Annotated in this window: 14 protein-coding genes; 13 read left to right on the plus strand and 1 reads right to left on the minus strand. The window is 43.5% G+C overall.

The window, feature by feature from the left end:
• Positions 1–10: 10 nt before the first annotated feature.
• Together E7X57_RS06750 and E7X57_RS06755 are read left to right on the plus strand one after the other, a co-directional pair.
• Complete coding sequence (locus E7X57_RS06750; protein ID WP_135611917.1) at positions 11–343, plus strand: CGGC domain-containing protein; 333 nt, start codon at positions 11–13, stop codon at positions 341–343.
• Positions 344–378: 35 nt separating this feature from the next.
• A complete protein-coding gene (locus E7X57_RS06755; RefSeq protein ID WP_135611919.1) occupies positions 379–1,251 on the plus strand; it encodes an ATP-binding protein in 873 nt (290 codons plus the stop codon).
• A 37-nt stretch (positions 1,252–1,288) separates the two neighbouring features.
• Here E7X57_RS06755 and nadA read toward each other — a convergent pair whose 3' ends face one another.
• Positions 1,289–2,209, minus strand: a complete 921-nt coding sequence (gene nadA, locus E7X57_RS06760; RefSeq protein WP_135611921.1) for a quinolinate synthase NadA — start codon at positions 2,207–2,209, stop codon at positions 1,289–1,291.
• Positions 2,210–2,464: 255 nt separating this feature from the next.
• On the opposite strand from nadA, the gene E7X57_RS06765 reads away from it, so the two are divergent.
• The 11 genes from E7X57_RS06765 (at position 2,465) to E7X57_RS06810 (ending at position 14,970) form a co-directional block, all read left to right on the plus strand.
• Positions 2,465–2,668: a heavy-metal-associated domain-containing protein gene (locus tag E7X57_RS06765; protein ID WP_135611923.1), complete on the plus strand. Its 204-nt coding sequence runs from the start codon at positions 2,465–2,467 to the stop codon at positions 2,666–2,668.
• Positions 2,669–2,781: 113 nt separating this feature from the next.
• Positions 2,782–5,565, plus strand: coding sequence for a heavy metal translocating P-type ATPase (locus E7X57_RS06770; RefSeq protein WP_135611925.1), 2,784 nt, complete (start codon positions 2,782–2,784; stop codon positions 5,563–5,565).
• 214 nt (positions 5,566–5,779) lie between these two features.
• Entirely contained in the window at positions 5,780–7,111 is a 1,332-nt protein-coding gene (locus tag E7X57_RS06775) for a hypothetical protein (protein WP_135611927.1), read from the plus strand.
• Positions 7,112–7,298: 187 nt separating this feature from the next.
• A complete protein-coding gene (locus E7X57_RS06780; RefSeq protein ID WP_135611929.1) occupies positions 7,299–7,853 on the plus strand; it encodes a helix-turn-helix domain-containing protein in 555 nt (184 codons plus the stop codon).
• Positions 7,854–7,914: 61 nt separating this feature from the next.
• Positions 7,915–9,588, plus strand: coding sequence for an AMP-binding protein (locus E7X57_RS06785; protein WP_135611931.1), 1,674 nt, complete (start codon positions 7,915–7,917; stop codon positions 9,586–9,588).
• 139 nt (positions 9,589–9,727) lie between these two features.
• The gene (locus tag E7X57_RS06790) at positions 9,728–9,970 is read left to right on the plus strand and encodes a ferredoxin family protein (protein WP_135611933.1); all 243 of its coding nucleotides are present in this window, start codon (positions 9,728–9,730) and stop codon (positions 9,968–9,970) included.
• A 25-nt stretch (positions 9,971–9,995) separates the two neighbouring features.
• The gene (locus E7X57_RS06795) at positions 9,996–11,057 is read left to right on the plus strand and encodes a 3-methyl-2-oxobutanoate dehydrogenase subunit VorB (RefSeq protein ID WP_135611935.1); all 1,062 of its coding nucleotides are present in this window, start codon (positions 9,996–9,998) and stop codon (positions 11,055–11,057) included.
• Positions 11,058–11,059: 2 nt separating this feature from the next.
• Entirely contained in the window at positions 11,060–12,487 is a 1,428-nt protein-coding gene (locus E7X57_RS06800; RefSeq protein WP_135611937.1) for a 2-oxoacid:acceptor oxidoreductase family protein, read from the plus strand.
• A gap of 41 nt (positions 12,488–12,528) precedes the next feature.
• Positions 12,529–12,705: a hypothetical protein gene (locus E7X57_RS12480; RefSeq protein ID WP_167880926.1), complete on the plus strand. Its 177-nt coding sequence runs from the start codon at positions 12,529–12,531 to the stop codon at positions 12,703–12,705.
• Complete coding sequence (locus E7X57_RS06805; protein ID WP_135611939.1) at positions 12,706–13,128, plus strand: GNAT family N-acetyltransferase; 423 nt, start codon at positions 12,706–12,708, stop codon at positions 13,126–13,128.
• Positions 13,129–13,347: 219 nt separating this feature from the next.
• A complete protein-coding gene (locus E7X57_RS06810) occupies positions 13,348–14,970 on the plus strand; it encodes an AarF/ABC1/UbiB kinase family protein (RefSeq protein ID WP_135611942.1) in 1,623 nt (540 codons plus the stop codon).
• The last annotated feature ends 58 nt before the right edge of the window (positions 14,971–15,028 follow it).

Below are 15,028 nucleotides of genomic sequence, written 5' to 3' on the forward strand. Positions count from 1 at the left end.
GTTGATATTAATGGTAAAGATCGGATTGGTAAGATGTGAAATGGCCTCAAGGTCCTGTCCGGGTACATCCTGTTTTAAGGCGATAAAGAATGGGACAGGTACACTTGAAGAGTTCAAGGATGAGGATATTGATATTATTGGCATGGTCACATGCGGAGGATGTCCGGGAAGAGATTCGATTAGACAGATCAGGGAAATGATAAGGAGAGGAGCTGAAGTAATATTCCTCTGCACCTGCATGATAAAACCGATCCCTAACCCGCCTAAATGTCCTTATGCTGAAGAACTTGCAGAAGCGATCAGGGATATGTGTGATGTCAGGGTCATCATGGGAACACATTGATGTTTCCTGAAATATTTTGAGATCGGAGAAATAACATGAAACAGCTTACTATAATAAGCGGAAAAGGTGGCACAGGGAAAACTACTATCGCAGCAGCTTTTGCTTCACTTGCAGATAATGCTGTGATAGCTGACTGTGATGTGGATGCAGCCGATATGCACCTTATATTGGACCCGAAGATAACTGAAACAATCGATTTCTATGGGCTAAAGGAAGCATCCATTGATGACTCTCTGTGCATCAAATGTGGCTTGTGTAAAGAGGCCTGCAGGTTCGATGCAATTACTGATGATATCAAGATCGATAGCTGCGAATGCGAGGGCTGTGGGGTATGTGCCCATACCTGTCCTGAAGGAGCTATAACGATGGTCGAAAGAAAGGCAGGAGAAGCTTATCTTTCTGAAACCAGGTTCGGAACAATGGCACATGCAAAGCTCAGTGTAGGAGAGGAAGCAAGTGGTAAACTGGTAGCGTTTGTCAGGGAGAATGCCAGAGACCTTGCTGATAGATATGACAAAGACCTGATAATCATCGATGGTCCCCCTGGAACAGGTTGCTCTGTTATTGCTTCCATTACCGGTGTTGATATGGTTGCAGTCGTAACCGAACCCAGCGTATCAGGAATTCATGATCTCGAACGGGTTCTGGGCGTAGCCGGCCACTTTAATATTCCGGCTGTGGTCTGTATAAACAGGTACGATATAAATGAAGATAACACCCGTGTCATTGAAGATTATTGCAGAGAAAACGGGATCGATGTTGTGGGAAAACTTCCTTTTAGCAGAATTCCGACCGAGGCAATGATCCAGGAAAAAACAGTGATAGAATATTCAGATAATGAAATGTCAAATGAGTTTTCAGAGAAACTAAAAGAGATATGGGATAACATTGTGAGAAGCCTGAACTGAAATGTGGTTTCGTTTTCAGGCTATGCTCTCATTAATATTACATAGTGCGTTTTACCGCAAGCATCCTGTCAAGTGCTTCTTTTGCTTTGAGCCTTGTTTCTTCAGGAACTGTGATCACATATTCCATTTTCTCAAGTGAATTGAGCACTGACTCCAGGGTTGTGATCTTCATGTTAGTACAGATAGTGAACTCGGACACATAGTAGAACTTCTTGTCAGGATTCTCTTTCCTTAACCTGTGGAGCAAGCCGTTCTCAGTTCCAATGATGAATTCCTTTGCATCAGAGTTCTTTGCATACTTGAGTATTCCTGTAGTACTGAGAACCTCATCTGCAAGGTCCAGTACTTCTGTCCTGCATTCCGGATGTGCCAGGAACAGTGCGTCAGGATGCTCTTCTTTTGCCTTGATGACATCCGGTGCACGCATCTGGTGATGGGTTGGACAGAAACCTTCCCATGTAATGATCTTCTTGTCAGTGAAATGTGAAACATAGGTGCCGAGGTTCTTGTCAGGGACAAAGATGATCTCGTCCTCTTCAATGGAGTTGACCACATCAATGGCATTTGCAGATGTACAGCAAATATCACACTGGGCCTTGATCTCAGCAGAGGAATTTACATAGCAGACCACGGCTGCATCCGGGTGTTCTTTCTTTACATCGTCAAGGGAGATCACATCGACCATTTCAGCCATCGGACAACCTGCATCTTTATCAGGCAAGAGTACAGTCTTTTCCGGACTGAGTATTGCAGCACTCTCTGCCATGAAATCCACTCCACAGAAAACGATGACATCAGCGTCTGAATAGACCACCTGCTGGCTGAGTCCCAGGGAATCACCTGTGAAATCCGCAATGTCCTGTACTTCCGGACGCTGGTAATTGTGGGCAAGGATAACTGCATTATGTTTTGCTTTCAGGGTATTTATCCTGTCAATTATATCTTTCATGTCCTGCATATTCCCACCACGTTATAATTTATATTGCATAGTATATCAAAGCTCTTGGATTTTTATAAGGGTAATTACACCCCATTATGCTTTTTTGTTTTTATAAATATGGGTAGCATATACCTATAATATACTTAGGCATGGTATATTTAAGTAGGTTAACGGCGTTAACTAACCGGCTGACACATTAAGTAGTTTGCGCTGACATAAAAATATTGGAAAAAGTATTAATCTAATAATTACACATTTCTAATGGGAGTAAAAATGGTTGAAACAACTATAAAAGTAGAGGGAATGTCCTGTGGACATTGCCAGATGGCTGTTACAAAAGCAATATCCAGTGTTGAAGGTGTCTCTTCTGTTGATGTCGATCTTGAGAAAGGAGAAGCTAATGTTTCCTACGATCCACAAACAGCAGATCTTGACACAATTAAAAAAGCAATCAATGGTGCCGGATATAAGGCCTGACCTTATCTGACCTTATCTGAAACCTTATATCTTTAATTTTTGCTGCATGGTAGCACTGAAAGTACTGATTGATTGACGAACCTAAGTTTCTTTATTTTTTTTGGTGTGATAATATGAAAGTCACGATCGATGTCCATGGAATGACCTGCATGCATTGCCATGACAGGATTACGAAAGTAATTTCCTCTCTTGAAGGGGTGGAAAGTGTAGAGGTAAGTCTTGAGGAGAACAATGCTACTGTTAGTTTCGATCCTGAAAAAGTAACTCTTGATGAGATCAAACAGGCAGTTGAAGATGCCGGTTACGATACCCGTGAAGATAGCGGTTCAGAAGATCCATCAGAAATATCGACAAGAAGCTCAACTGAGACTCCATCAGAAGAGCCTGTAGAAGAGCCTGTAGAAGAGCCTGTAGAAGATACCACAGGGAAACCCGCGGATTCTACATTAAAAGTTACAGGTATGACCTGTGCTGCCTGTGCATTACGCATAGAAGATGCACTGAAGAAACAACCCGGTGTCCTTTCGGCGACTGTCAACCTCCCGCTTGAAAAAGCATCTGTGACCTATGACCCAAAGCTGATAACCACTAATAAACTAGAAGATACGATCGTAGACACAGGTTATGGAGTACTGAAAGATGAGATCGATTTTGATGTGGGAGGCATGGCCTGTGCTGCATGTGCGTCTAACATCGAACGTGCTCTACGGAAACTTGATGGTGTAAGTAATGCCAGTGTGAATTTCCCAATGTCAAGTGCGCATGCTGAATATGATTCCTCAAAGGTTTCTGTCGCTGACATGCTTAGCGCTATAGATGGGATCGGCTATACAGCATCCGTAAAGAAGGAAGGAAGACCTGCTGATCGTGAACAGGCTGCAAGGGACCTGGAGATCACTCACCAGAGGAACAATCTGCTAATTGCTTTCCTATTGACAATCCCGATCGCTCTTGGTGGAATGAGTGGGGGATTCCCACAGTATCTTTATTTTGTACCTCCTATACTTGCTGACAGGATTGTACTTTTTGTCCTTACTACTATAGTAATGGCTTTCCCGGGAAGGCAGTATTTTGTTGGTGCCTACAAAGGACTTCGACATGGTTCAGCTGATATGAACCTTTTGATAGCAACGGGTACTGGTGCTGCTTATACCATCAGTGTTGTGACAAGTTTCATCGATCTGGGACCGGGATACCAGCATACTTTCTTCGATTCAGCTGCAATGCTAATCACTTTCATAACCTTTGGACGTTACCTCGAAGCAAAGGCAAGAGGCAGAACATCTGAAGCTATCAGGAAGCTTATCGGACTGCAGGCAAGGACTGCAAGAGTCATGAAGAATGGCGAAGAGATCGAAGTAGCTGTGGAAGATGTGGTCACTGGAGACATTGTTGTTGTCAGGCCGGGAGAGAAACTACCGGTGGATGGTATCGTGACCGAAGGTACATCTTCCATCGACGAATCCATGATAACCGGTGAAAGCATTCCTGTTGAGAAGAATGTAGGTGACCAGATAATAGGTGCTACTGTTAATGGTACCGGTTCTTTCAGGTTCGAGGCTACAAAAGTAGGTGCTGATACTGCACTTTCACAGATCATCAAGCTGGTGGAAGATGCACAGACATCCAAGGCACCTATCCAGAGAATAGCTGACTTTGTTGCCGGTCGCTTCATTGTCGCAGTCATAGCAATTGCTTTACTTTCATTCCTGTTCTGGCTTTTTATCGGATACAACATGTTCGATGTTGGACAGTATTCTGTAATCACAAGTCCGTTCCTGTTCTCACTTCTGATCGGAATAACAGTTCTTGTGATATCCTGCCCCTGTGCTGTGGGACTTGCAACTCCGGTGGCCATAATGGTAGGTACCGGAAAAGGAGCTGAGAATGGTATCCTTATCAAGGGTGGTGAAGCACTTGAGGTCAGCCGCAAGATCAATACTATAATATTTGACAAGACAGGTACGCTTACAGAAGGAAAACCTGTATTAACTGATATTATCGCTTTTGGAGAACACACTGAAGATGAAGTGCTTTCCCTTGCAGCTACTACGGAGAAGGGATCCGAACATCCTCTGGGCGAAGCTATCGTGAACGCTGCTGTAGATAAAAGCGTCCCTATACTTGATGTTTCATCCTTTGACTCCATCCCGGGACATGGTGTAAAGGCAGTGATCAAAGAGCAGGAAGTACTGCTGGGTACCAGAAAGCTCATGGCTGACAGCAATGTTGACGTTTCTTCCCTTACTGGCAGGCTTGAAGAGCTTGAACATCAGGGCAAGACCGCTATGTTGGTCTCAGTTGATGGCAATGCAACAGGCATCGTAGCGGTAGCAGATACTCTCAAGGCAAATTCCATAGAGGCTGTTTCCAGGCTCAAAGAGATGGGACTTGAAGTTGTGATGATTACAGGAGATAATAGCAGGACCGCATCAGCAATTGCATCTAAAGCTGGTATTGATCGTGTTCTCTCTGAAGTGTTACCTGAAGACAAAGCCGCTGAGGTCAGGAAACTTCAGGATGAAGGAAAGACAGTTGCAATGGTCGGTGACGGTATCAATGATGCACCTGCACTTACCCAGGCGGAAGTAGGGATCGCCATGGGAGCCGGTACAGATGTGGCTATTGAGTCAGCACAGATCGTGCTTATCAGGAACGACCTGCTTGATGTGGTAGCTTCCCTGCGCTTAAGCCGCCTGACCATGAGAAAGATAAAGCAGAACCTGTTCTGGGCCTTTGGGTACAACAGTCTTGGTATCCCGATCGCTGCAGGTGTTCTTTATCCTGTTTTCCATCAGGTACTTGTGACCCCTGCAATGGCAGCAGCCTTCATGGCAATGAGCTCGGTGTCTGTTGTGACGAACTCACTGCTGATGAAAAGAAGCAGAATAAAATGATGAATCATTGGTTATTAGATTAGTTAATTGATCGAACAAATAATGATATGATCATCACTAAATTATTATCAAGTGGCATGTTTCAAGCATGCTGCTCTTTTTTTTCTTAATTTGATAACTACGAATTAATTTGAAGTTTAGACAATTCTTTAATAAGTTAAAATCATATTGTAACATGTCGAAAGACGATCACGATCATAAAGGAGAAATTTATATGAAGAAATATTTCGCATTTATCACACTCGGTATGCTGTTGCTCAGCATGACGGCAGCAGGTGTTGCTGTTGCAATCTCTGAGCCAGTGGCCGAAGAACCTGTATTAATAGCTGAAAAGATCGCTGCTGATGGATACTATCAGGACATCATCTACCCTGAAGCTGGAAGAGAAATCGGTCCTCTCTATGTTGATCCGGGATATTCCTACCTTACATTGAAACCCGGTGAGTCCGATGAAGTAATTGTGGTCCTTTACAACCATGGCGAAGAGGCAATAACTGTCGAACCATACCTTGCGCCACAGTTCTACAGCGACAATGAACTTGATGGGGACTGGGTTACCATATCACCTGCAAAGGCTGAAATGGAGACCGGAGAAAAACAGGAGTTCACTATCAAAGTCTCAGTTCCTGAAGATGCTGAACTTGGCTACTATAATGCAAACGTGTTCTTTAGCGGTTTTGAAGAAGACGTTACTTCTCTCTATCCAGGTTACAACGGAGCTCTAGAACTTTCAGTGAATGTATGGCTGCCACCAAATGTGGAGATCTTTAATTCATACATCAGCGACCGCGTGGAAGCAGGTGCTGAATATGAGTATAGCATCAAGCTCAAGAACGTTGGCGACAAGGCAATTTCCATTAATCCTGAGTTTGAGGAGATCGAGGATGAATGGTACAGATACAGTTCACAGGTATCTCTTGATGAGAAAGATGTTATTATCACAGCACCTTCTGTTATCAAGCCGGGAGAGAAAGCTGTTGTTAAGGTAAAGGTCAGTATCCCTGCTGATGCAGAAGGAAGTGTCAATGGAATGATCAACCTGAACATTGATGACAGGACCATCACTGAATGGAGTCAGAAGGTAAGCATGAACTTCGATGTCTGGCAACAACCCGAGGACCCATTCACAACAACTTTCACTGCAAGGACCGATGGTCCCATCACCATCAAAGTATTTTCAACGGACTATAACTATGGCAGCAGCAGCACATCTTCTGCAACACCTTCCTTTGATGTTCTTTTGAAGAATGCAAAAGGCGAGGTCAGACCAGTACTTGTAAGCACAAGCTACAGTGGCTCTGTCAGTCTTGGACAGCAGTATCCTGTTCCTTACATGATGGCAATGGATGAAGCTGCCAGCAGCTATATGGAAGTTGAATCTGTGATGAATGAAAATATGGAACAGCCTGATGTCTATCAGCAGGGTTCTACCGGATATTCAGAGACGTATCTTATCGATGGTGCTGTCGGTGAGTGGACACTTAATATCATGCCACACAACACAGAGAACTTTGAATATTCAATAAATATTGGTCCTGCAGATTGAATATCTGGTTCGGATCACTTAATTGTGCTATGTGCTAACATGGCACCCACTACCTTTTTTAACTTCCTGTATGTTAAAATGTGAAAAAGGATCGCAATATCAAGTTAAGTTGCTTGAATATTGTTTCTTTCAAAATTCTATTTTATTTTGTAAGTATCTTCCTTATTAACAAATAAAAGTTGATATCATGCAGGAAAAAATAAAGGAAATCTCGTCACGTATCCATGAATTGCGCGAGCTGTCAGAAATAAGTGCAGAAGAAATGGCAAAATATCTGAATATCCCTGTTGAAACCTATCAGCAGTATGATACAGGTGAAGCTGATATTCCTGCCAGCATACTTTTTGAGATCGCACAGTTCCTGAAAGTAGATATGACATTACTTTTAACCGGCGAAGAACCACGCATGCATATTTTTACTGTTACCAGGAAAGACAAGGGACCCACTGTTGAAAGAAGAGAGGCTTACCAATATCAGAACCTTGCGCCAAATTTCATACACAAAAAGGCAGAAACTTTCCTTGTTGAAGTTGAGGCCGGATCAACAGATGCTAATAACTCCATGAATTCCCACCCCGGACAAGAGTTCGATCTTGTTCTTGAAGGTACCTTGATGGTAAGGATACATGACAATGAGATCGTTCTTGAGGAAGGAGATTCCATTTATTTTGATTCCAGCTATGGACATGCAATGGAAGCCATTGGTGATAAACCTGCAAAGTTCCTGGCTATGATAGTCTGAAAAACATAAATTTGATCCAAATTTAAGAATTGATCTATTAGAAATGGAAAACGGTGTAAATATGTCATCTTTTTTAGAAGAATATGTTTCACGCACGGAATTCGAATCGTATGATGACTACAAGGAGAACTTTAAGATAAAGATCCCCGAGAACTTTAATTTCGCATACGATATTGTCGACAGGTACGCAGAGGAACAACCTGAGAAAAGAGCGCTTGTATGGTGCGATGATGATGGTGAAGAACTGATATATAATTTCAGGGAGCTGAAATACTACAGCGATAAAGCTGCAAATCTCTTCAGAAAATATGGCATCGGAAAAGGCGATGTTGTAATGCTGACCTTAAAGGGCAGGTACGAGTTCTGGATCTGCATCCTTGCCCTGCATAAGATCGGTGCTGTCACTCTTCCTGCAACTCATATGCTGACAACCAAGGATGTGACCTATCGTATCGAACTTGCAAAGATCAAGATGGTAGTAAGTGCAGACGATGAAGGTCTCATGGGTTACATCGATGAAGGTCACAAAGGGTACGAGGATGTCCTGCTTCACAAAGCCGTCCTTAATGTTGAGAAAGAGGGCTGGATCAATTTCAAAAAGGAGCTTGAGGAAGCTTCTGAAGATTTTACCAGACCTGAAGGCGATGAAGCAACAAATAACGATGATATTTCCCTTTTGTATTTCTCATCCGGAACAACCGGCCTGCCAAAAATGGTGCAGCATGATTTTGCCTATCCACTTGGCCACATAATCACTGCTAAGTACTGGCAGAACGTGATGGACGACGGATTACACCTTACAGTTGCAGACTCCGGCTGGGCAAAATGCGTATGGGGTAAGCTCTATGGCCAGTGGATCTGTGGTACTGCTGTCTTTGTCTATGACTATGAGCGTTTCAATGCAAAGAACATGCTTGAGAAGGCCAGCAAGTATGGTGTGACAACTTTCTGTGCACCGCCTACTATCTACAGGTTCCTTATAAAAGAAGACCTTTCACAGTATGATTTCAGCAGCCTTGAGTACTGTGTGGTTGCGGGTGAGCCTTTGAACCCTGAAGTGTACGAGCGGTTCCTTGAGTTCACAGGACTGAAACTTATGGAAGGTTTCGGCCAGACCGAGAGTGTTGTGACCATCGCAACCTATCCCTGGATGGAACCAAAACCGGGGTCCATGGGAAAACCATCACCTGAATACGATATCCAGTTATTGAACCTTGACGGGAAGCTCTGTGATTCCGGTGAGGAAGGAGAGATCGTTATCAATACTTCCAAAGGCAAGCCAGTAGGTCTCTTTGCCGGATATCGTGCAGATGAGGAGAAAACAAAAGCTACCTGGCATGATGGATATTACCATACAGGTGATATGGCATGGAAAGATGAGGATGGTTATTTCTGGTTCATCGGGAGATCTGATGATATCATCAAGAGCTCCGGTTACAAGATCGGTCCTTTCGAGGTAGAGAGTGCCCTTATAGAGCATCCTTCTGTGCTCGAATGTGCCATCACAGCTGTACCTGATCCGGTTCGTGGCCAGATCGTTAAAGCGACCATTGTGCTTGTAAAAGGATATGAAGCAAGTGATGAGCTTAAGAAAGAGTTGCAGAACCATGTCAAAAAAGCCACTGCACCTTACAAGTATCCAAGAGCTGTGGAATTTGTGGATGAACTCCCAAAAACCATAAGTGGCAAGATAAGGCGTGTCGAGATACGTGATCACGACAAAGCAACAAACTGATAAACCTTGATTACTTCATCTCAGGAAGCTAAAAGGTTTCCTGATATATTTATTAGAAAAATATTGAAGATACTCGATCTAAGAAGATCGCAAGACCGATCATTTAAGATCATATTTATCCGTTCATTGAGTTGATATTATGTCTGAGAATAAGGAAAAGATGCAACCATATCCTGAGCTGAACATTATTGAATGTAAAGGATGTGAGAGATGCGTAGCAGCATGTCCTAAAGATGTACTCTTTATGAGTGAACACATTAACGAACGCGGCTACCGCTATGTTGAATATACGGGAGATGGATGCATAGGATGCGGAAATTGTTACTACACTTGTCCTGAGCCACTGGCTATTGCTGTGCATATCCCGATCAAGGAAGAATAAGCCAAAAAAAATGAGGTGATGTTTTATGGCTACACAATTAATAAAAGGCAACTCTGCAGTTGTCATTGGTGCTTTATATGCTGGTTGTGACTGTTATTTCGGATATCCGATCACACCTGCAAGTGAGATCCTGCACGAAGCTTCCCAGACATTCCCGAAACTTGGAAGGAAATTCGTACAGGCAGAATCAGAAGAAGCTGCAATTAACATGGTCTATGGTGCAGCATCTGCCGGACACAGGGTTCTGACAGCGTCATCAGGCCCGGGTATGAGTTTGAAACAGGAAGGTGTATCATATCTCGCTGGAGCTGAACTCCCATGCGTCATCGTAGATATCATGAGAGCAGGTCCTGGTCTTGGTAACATTGGCCCTGAACAGGGAGATTACACACAGGTCGTAAAAGGTGGCGGACATGGAAACTACCGCAACATTGTCATCGCACCAAATTCCGTCCAGGAAATGTGTGACTTTACAATAAAGGCATTTGAGCTTTCAACAAAGTATCGCAATCCTGTCGTAGTACTTGCAGATGGTGTACTTGGACAGATGATCGAGCCGCTCCAGTTCCCTGAAGAAGCTGTGGAACCAGTCATTGACGAGTCATGGGCTGTTTGCGGAACAAAGGAAACACGTCAGAACCTTGTAACATCTATCTTCCTGGACTTTGACCAGCTTGAGGACTTTAACTACAGGCTTCAGGAAAAGTATGAGACCGTCAAGGAAAATGAGGTCGATTACGAGGAATACATGATGGAAGATGCATCAATTGTACTCGTAGCATATGGTATCAGCAGCAGGATCTGCCGTTCAGCTGTAGAGGTTGCAAGGAGAGAAGGTATCAAGGTCGGACTTTTCCGTCCGATAACATTGTTCCCATTCCCTGAAAATGAGCTGAAGGCCCTTGCAGATGCAGGTGATAAGACCTTCGTTTCTGTTGAGATGAGCAATGGTCAGCTGATAGACGATGTACGTCTTGCAACCGGTTGTAGCAAGCCTGTGGAACTTGTTAACCGCATGGGTGGAAACCTTATCACAATGGATCAGGTCATGGAAAAGATTAGAGAAATTGCTGCTAGGGAGGAATGAACATGGCAGAAAAGATCATTGGAAGACCAGCCGGAATTTATGAAGAGTTCCCACGCAAAGGCGGAGCGGCACCAACTGCAACCCACTATTGTCCGGGATGCGGACACGGTATTTTGCACAAACTGATCGGGGAAGCTATGGAAGAGCTTGATATCCAGGACAGAAGCGTCATGATCAGCCCTGTGGGTTGTGCAGTTTTTGCTTACTACTACTTTGATTGCGGAAACCTTCAGGTCGCACATGGACGTGCACCTGCTGTAGGTACCGGTATGTCAAGGGCACAGGACAACTCTGTTGTGATATCCTACCAGGGTGACGGTGACCTCGCATCTATCGGTCTTAATGAGACAATCCAGGCAGCAAACCGTGGTGAAAAGATGGCCGTGTTCTTTGTGAACAACACTGTCTATGGTATGACCGGTGGCCAGATGGCACCAACAACGCTGATCGGTGAGAAGACCGTCACATGTCCTGATGGCAGGGACCCTCGCTTTGCAGGATACCCAATGCACATGTGCGAGTTGCTGGATAATCTCAAGGCTCCTGTCTTCATCGAGCGTGTTTCAATATCAGATATTTCACATATCAGGAAAGCAAAGAAAGCAGTCAGGAGAGCTCTTGAAGTACAGAAGGAAGGCAAAGGCTATGCATTCGTTGAAGTGCTTTCCACATGTCCGACCAACCTCCGGCAAAATGCTGAACAAAGCACTGATTTCGTGAACGACCTGATGGAGAAGGAATTCCCTCTGAAGAACTTCAGGGACAATTTCGATGAAACAGAACCTCTATGGCGTTCAGATAGTGATTTCTCCAAGAAGGGGATCGATGATCTCTACAGCCTTGACAGCAGTGCATCCCCTGATGCTGTACCGGACCCTGAGTTTGGCCAGGCACTTGTTAAGATCGCCGGATTTGGTGGCCAGGGTGTCTTAAGCATGGGACTTACACTTGCTCGTGCAGGATGCCGTGACCAGCGCTATTCTTCCTGGTATCCTTCATACGGACCGGAACAGCGTGGTGGAACTTCCAACTGTTCAGTCGTTATCTCAGGAGAATCCATTGGTTCACCTGTCGTTTATGAGTCAAACGTGCTTGTAGCTCTTAACCAGCCATCCCTTGAGAAATTCGCAGGCGATGTGAAGAAAGGAGGTCTTATACTTTATGATGACACAATTGGTGATTTCGATGCTCCTGAAGGAGTAAGGGCAATTGCAGTACCTTCCATGCAGATCGCAAAAGATGCCGGATCAGTAAAAGCTGCAAATACAGTTATGCTCGGTGTGCTCATGGCACAGGGAGACACACGTCTTCCGGAAAAGGTGTTCAGGGAAGCAATAGAGGATACTTTTGCAAGCAAACCAAAGCTCATTCCTATGAATCTGGATATTCTTGAAGCCGGTGCAAAGTGGTCAATGGAAAACTTTAAATAAGTTGCCGGCCAATTGCCGGCTAGCTTTATTTTTTGACGACCATGATGAGAATAGTTCACTTTGCAATCGCTTTCATCGTATTCTCTATAGTAGCCATTGCTGTAACTGACCTGCTTCAGGAAATGATCTTTTTCTCTGTATTCGTAGGACTTCCTGCCGGCACAATTGCAGGAGTTGTAACTTTCATTTACCTCAGGGTTAAAAACAAAGGAGAATGAATGCAGATCAGATGGACGAAAGGCATGGAATGCTTTGATGATGCTTTCAGTGTCCGTAAGGCTGTTTTTATTGATGAGCAATCGATTCCGGAAGAGATCGAGATCGACGAGGTGGATGGCTATGCCACGCATCTTGTTCTTTTTTTAAAAGGGAAACCTGTAGCTACCGGCAGGTTATACGGAAAAGATAAAAGATCATACATTGGCAGGATCTGTGTTCTGGACACTCATCGTGGGACCGGGGTTGGTCGTGTTCTTATGGATTTCCTTCTGCAAAAGGCAGCTGAGTATGGAAATAACGATATTTACCTCAGTTCACAGATGTATGCAAGAGGATTCTACCAGTCCTTCGGTTTCGAAGAGTTTGGTGAAACTTTTGATGATGGCGGAATCGAGCATGTATGGATGCTAAAGAAAAGGTAAAAAATAAATTATTATAAATTAAATTTTGATCTAAAGTATAAATTGAAGTTTAGACTTAAATTCAAATTTATATATTTCGATTTTTAAAAAAATATAACACAATTGTTTATAAGGGGTATGAACCAGGATAGAGGACCAGTAAATATGGTTTGCAGCCAATGATTTTAGCTCTGCTTACCCCTCTCATTTATTAACTAGAACAAAACATACCTTATACCAATGTTCAAGAAGACACGACGATACTTATCCATTACAAAGGTCTTTTTCAAGTACAACTTGTTCAGCCTCCTATACAAAGATATACAGCAGAACTATGTTTCCAACAGAAAGGGAACCTGCTATATCGATGTTGAGATGCAAAAGAATGCAAGAAAGCTCAGGCTTGCATTTGAAGATCTTGGAGTAACGTTCATCAAATTGGGCCAGATCATGAGCAAGCGTCCTGATCTCCTTCCCCTGGATTATACCAGAGAGCTTTCACAGCTTCAGAACAAGGTCCATCCTCTTGAACTTGAAGAGATGGCCGAGTCCCTTGAGGGATTCCGTGCCAGTTGTTCCATTGCAGAAGCAGACGCTTCAACGGTCGTTTCTGAATTCCTTTCGAATTTTGATGAATTCAAGAGAAAACCTATTGCAAGTGCATCCATAGCACAGGTCTATGAAGCAAGGATCGATGGCAAAAAAGTAGCTGTCAAGATCGCAAAACCTGGCCTTATAGATCAGATCAATGTTGATCTTGCTATCATCAATGACCTCAAACCACTGATGAAGAAAGTGGGTGGTTTTGGAGACAATATCGATATTGATGATTTTCTCGATGAATTCCAGGATATGCTGAACAAAGAAGTAGACCTTTTGAACGAGGCTCGCAATATCAAGAGATTCGAAGAGCTATTTGAAGGCTCCCATGATGTACATATACCCGCAGTACACGATGAGTATTGTACCGAAAGCATTCTTGTAATGGACTATATGGAAGGTATTCTTGTAAAAGACCTTGCTGAAACAGACCAAAAGATAAGATCAAAATATGCACACATCATCAGTTCCAGTTATCTGAACCAGGTATATCTGTATGGTTTCTACCATGCAGACCCACACTCCGGAAACATTCTTCTTCGTGATGACGGGATCGCTTTCATCGATTTCGGGGCTGTTGGACTAATTGATTCCGAGCTTCGCAGGAACATGCTGAACCTTTTCTATGGGATCTACAAGAAGAACGTTGACATTGCTTTTGATGCTTTCCTGAAGATCGCTGACATCAATAAAGAAGAGATCAATGTACATAAGTTCAAGGTAGACCTTGATACGCTCATATCGATACAGAACTTTGCTTTAGGGGAACGGCAGAACGATAGTTATGCGAATCTTGCACTAAAATATAATCTATCCCTTCCAAGTGATTTCTCCACACTTGAACGTTCTCTTGTGATCGTGGAAGGTGTTTGCCTGGAACTAGATCCCAGGTTCAATATCATCGAAGATGCAAAAAGACTGATCTTCATGGTAATGATGAAAAGATATTCACCATTCAAGGTAGGTGAATACTTCCTGCTTGAAGGCGACAGGTATCTGGAGATATTCAAGAACCTGCCACAGGGTGTGAATGATGTTATTGAGACGATAAGAGGATATCGTATAGAGAAGCTTGAAGAAAAGACCCGTGAGATCAAACATGACAGGATGGTCGATGCTCTTGCAAAGTATGTATTCCTGTCCATCATTCTCGTATCTTCAGCTTATATGGCAGCACAACCCGAAAGCAATCTCTCGACACTTGGAGTAGCCGGATTCGTTGTAGCTATCTTTATGTTCGGGGTCTTGTTCCTTAAACACTGATAATAGAATTCAATGATCAGGATCTGCAATGCATATATTGATCAGGGGGTAATAATTT

This window comes from Methanococcoides sp. AM1 (genome assembly GCF_900774055.1).
GTDB lineage: Archaea > Halobacteriota > Methanosarcinia > Methanosarcinales > Methanosarcinaceae > Methanococcoides.

Bases quoted from the DNA above. Each gene is read 5' to 3' on its own strand.
- E7X57_RS06780 (WP_135611929.1), top strand. From the start codon at position 7,299: ATGCAGGAAAAAATAAAGGAAATCTCGTCACGTATCCATGAATTGCGC.
- E7X57_RS12480 (WP_167880926.1), top strand. From the start codon at position 12,529: ATGATGAGAATAGTTCACTTTGCAATCGCTTTCATCGTATTCTCTATA.
- E7X57_RS06800 (WP_135611937.1), top strand. From the start codon at position 11,060: ATGGCAGAAAAGATCATTGGAAGACCAGCCGGAATTTATGAAGAGTTC.
- E7X57_RS06750 (WP_135611917.1), top strand. From the start codon at position 11: ATGGTAAAGATCGGATTGGTAAGATGTGAAATGGCCTCAAGGTCCTGT.
- E7X57_RS06770 (WP_135611925.1), top strand. From the start codon at position 2,782: ATGAAAGTCACGATCGATGTCCATGGAATGACCTGCATGCATTGCCAT.
- E7X57_RS06790 (WP_135611933.1), top strand. From the start codon at position 9,728: ATGTCTGAGAATAAGGAAAAGATGCAACCATATCCTGAGCTGAACATT.
- E7X57_RS06765 (WP_135611923.1), top strand. From the start codon at position 2,465: ATGGTTGAAACAACTATAAAAGTAGAGGGAATGTCCTGTGGACATTGC.
- E7X57_RS06810 (WP_135611942.1), top strand. From the start codon at position 13,348: ATGTTCAAGAAGACACGACGATACTTATCCATTACAAAGGTCTTTTTC.
- nadA (WP_135611921.1), bottom strand. From the start codon at position 2,209: ATGCAGGACATGAAAGATATAATTGACAGGATAAATACCCTGAAAGCA.
- E7X57_RS06785 (WP_135611931.1), top strand. From the start codon at position 7,915: ATGTCATCTTTTTTAGAAGAATATGTTTCACGCACGGAATTCGAATCG.
- E7X57_RS06805 (WP_135611939.1), top strand. From the start codon at position 12,706: ATGCAGATCAGATGGACGAAAGGCATGGAATGCTTTGATGATGCTTTC.
- E7X57_RS06795 (WP_135611935.1), top strand. From the start codon at position 9,996: ATGGCTACACAATTAATAAAAGGCAACTCTGCAGTTGTCATTGGTGCT.
- E7X57_RS06775 (WP_135611927.1), top strand. From the start codon at position 5,780: ATGAAGAAATATTTCGCATTTATCACACTCGGTATGCTGTTGCTCAGC.
- E7X57_RS06755 (WP_135611919.1), top strand. From the start codon at position 379: ATGAAACAGCTTACTATAATAAGCGGAAAAGGTGGCACAGGGAAAACT.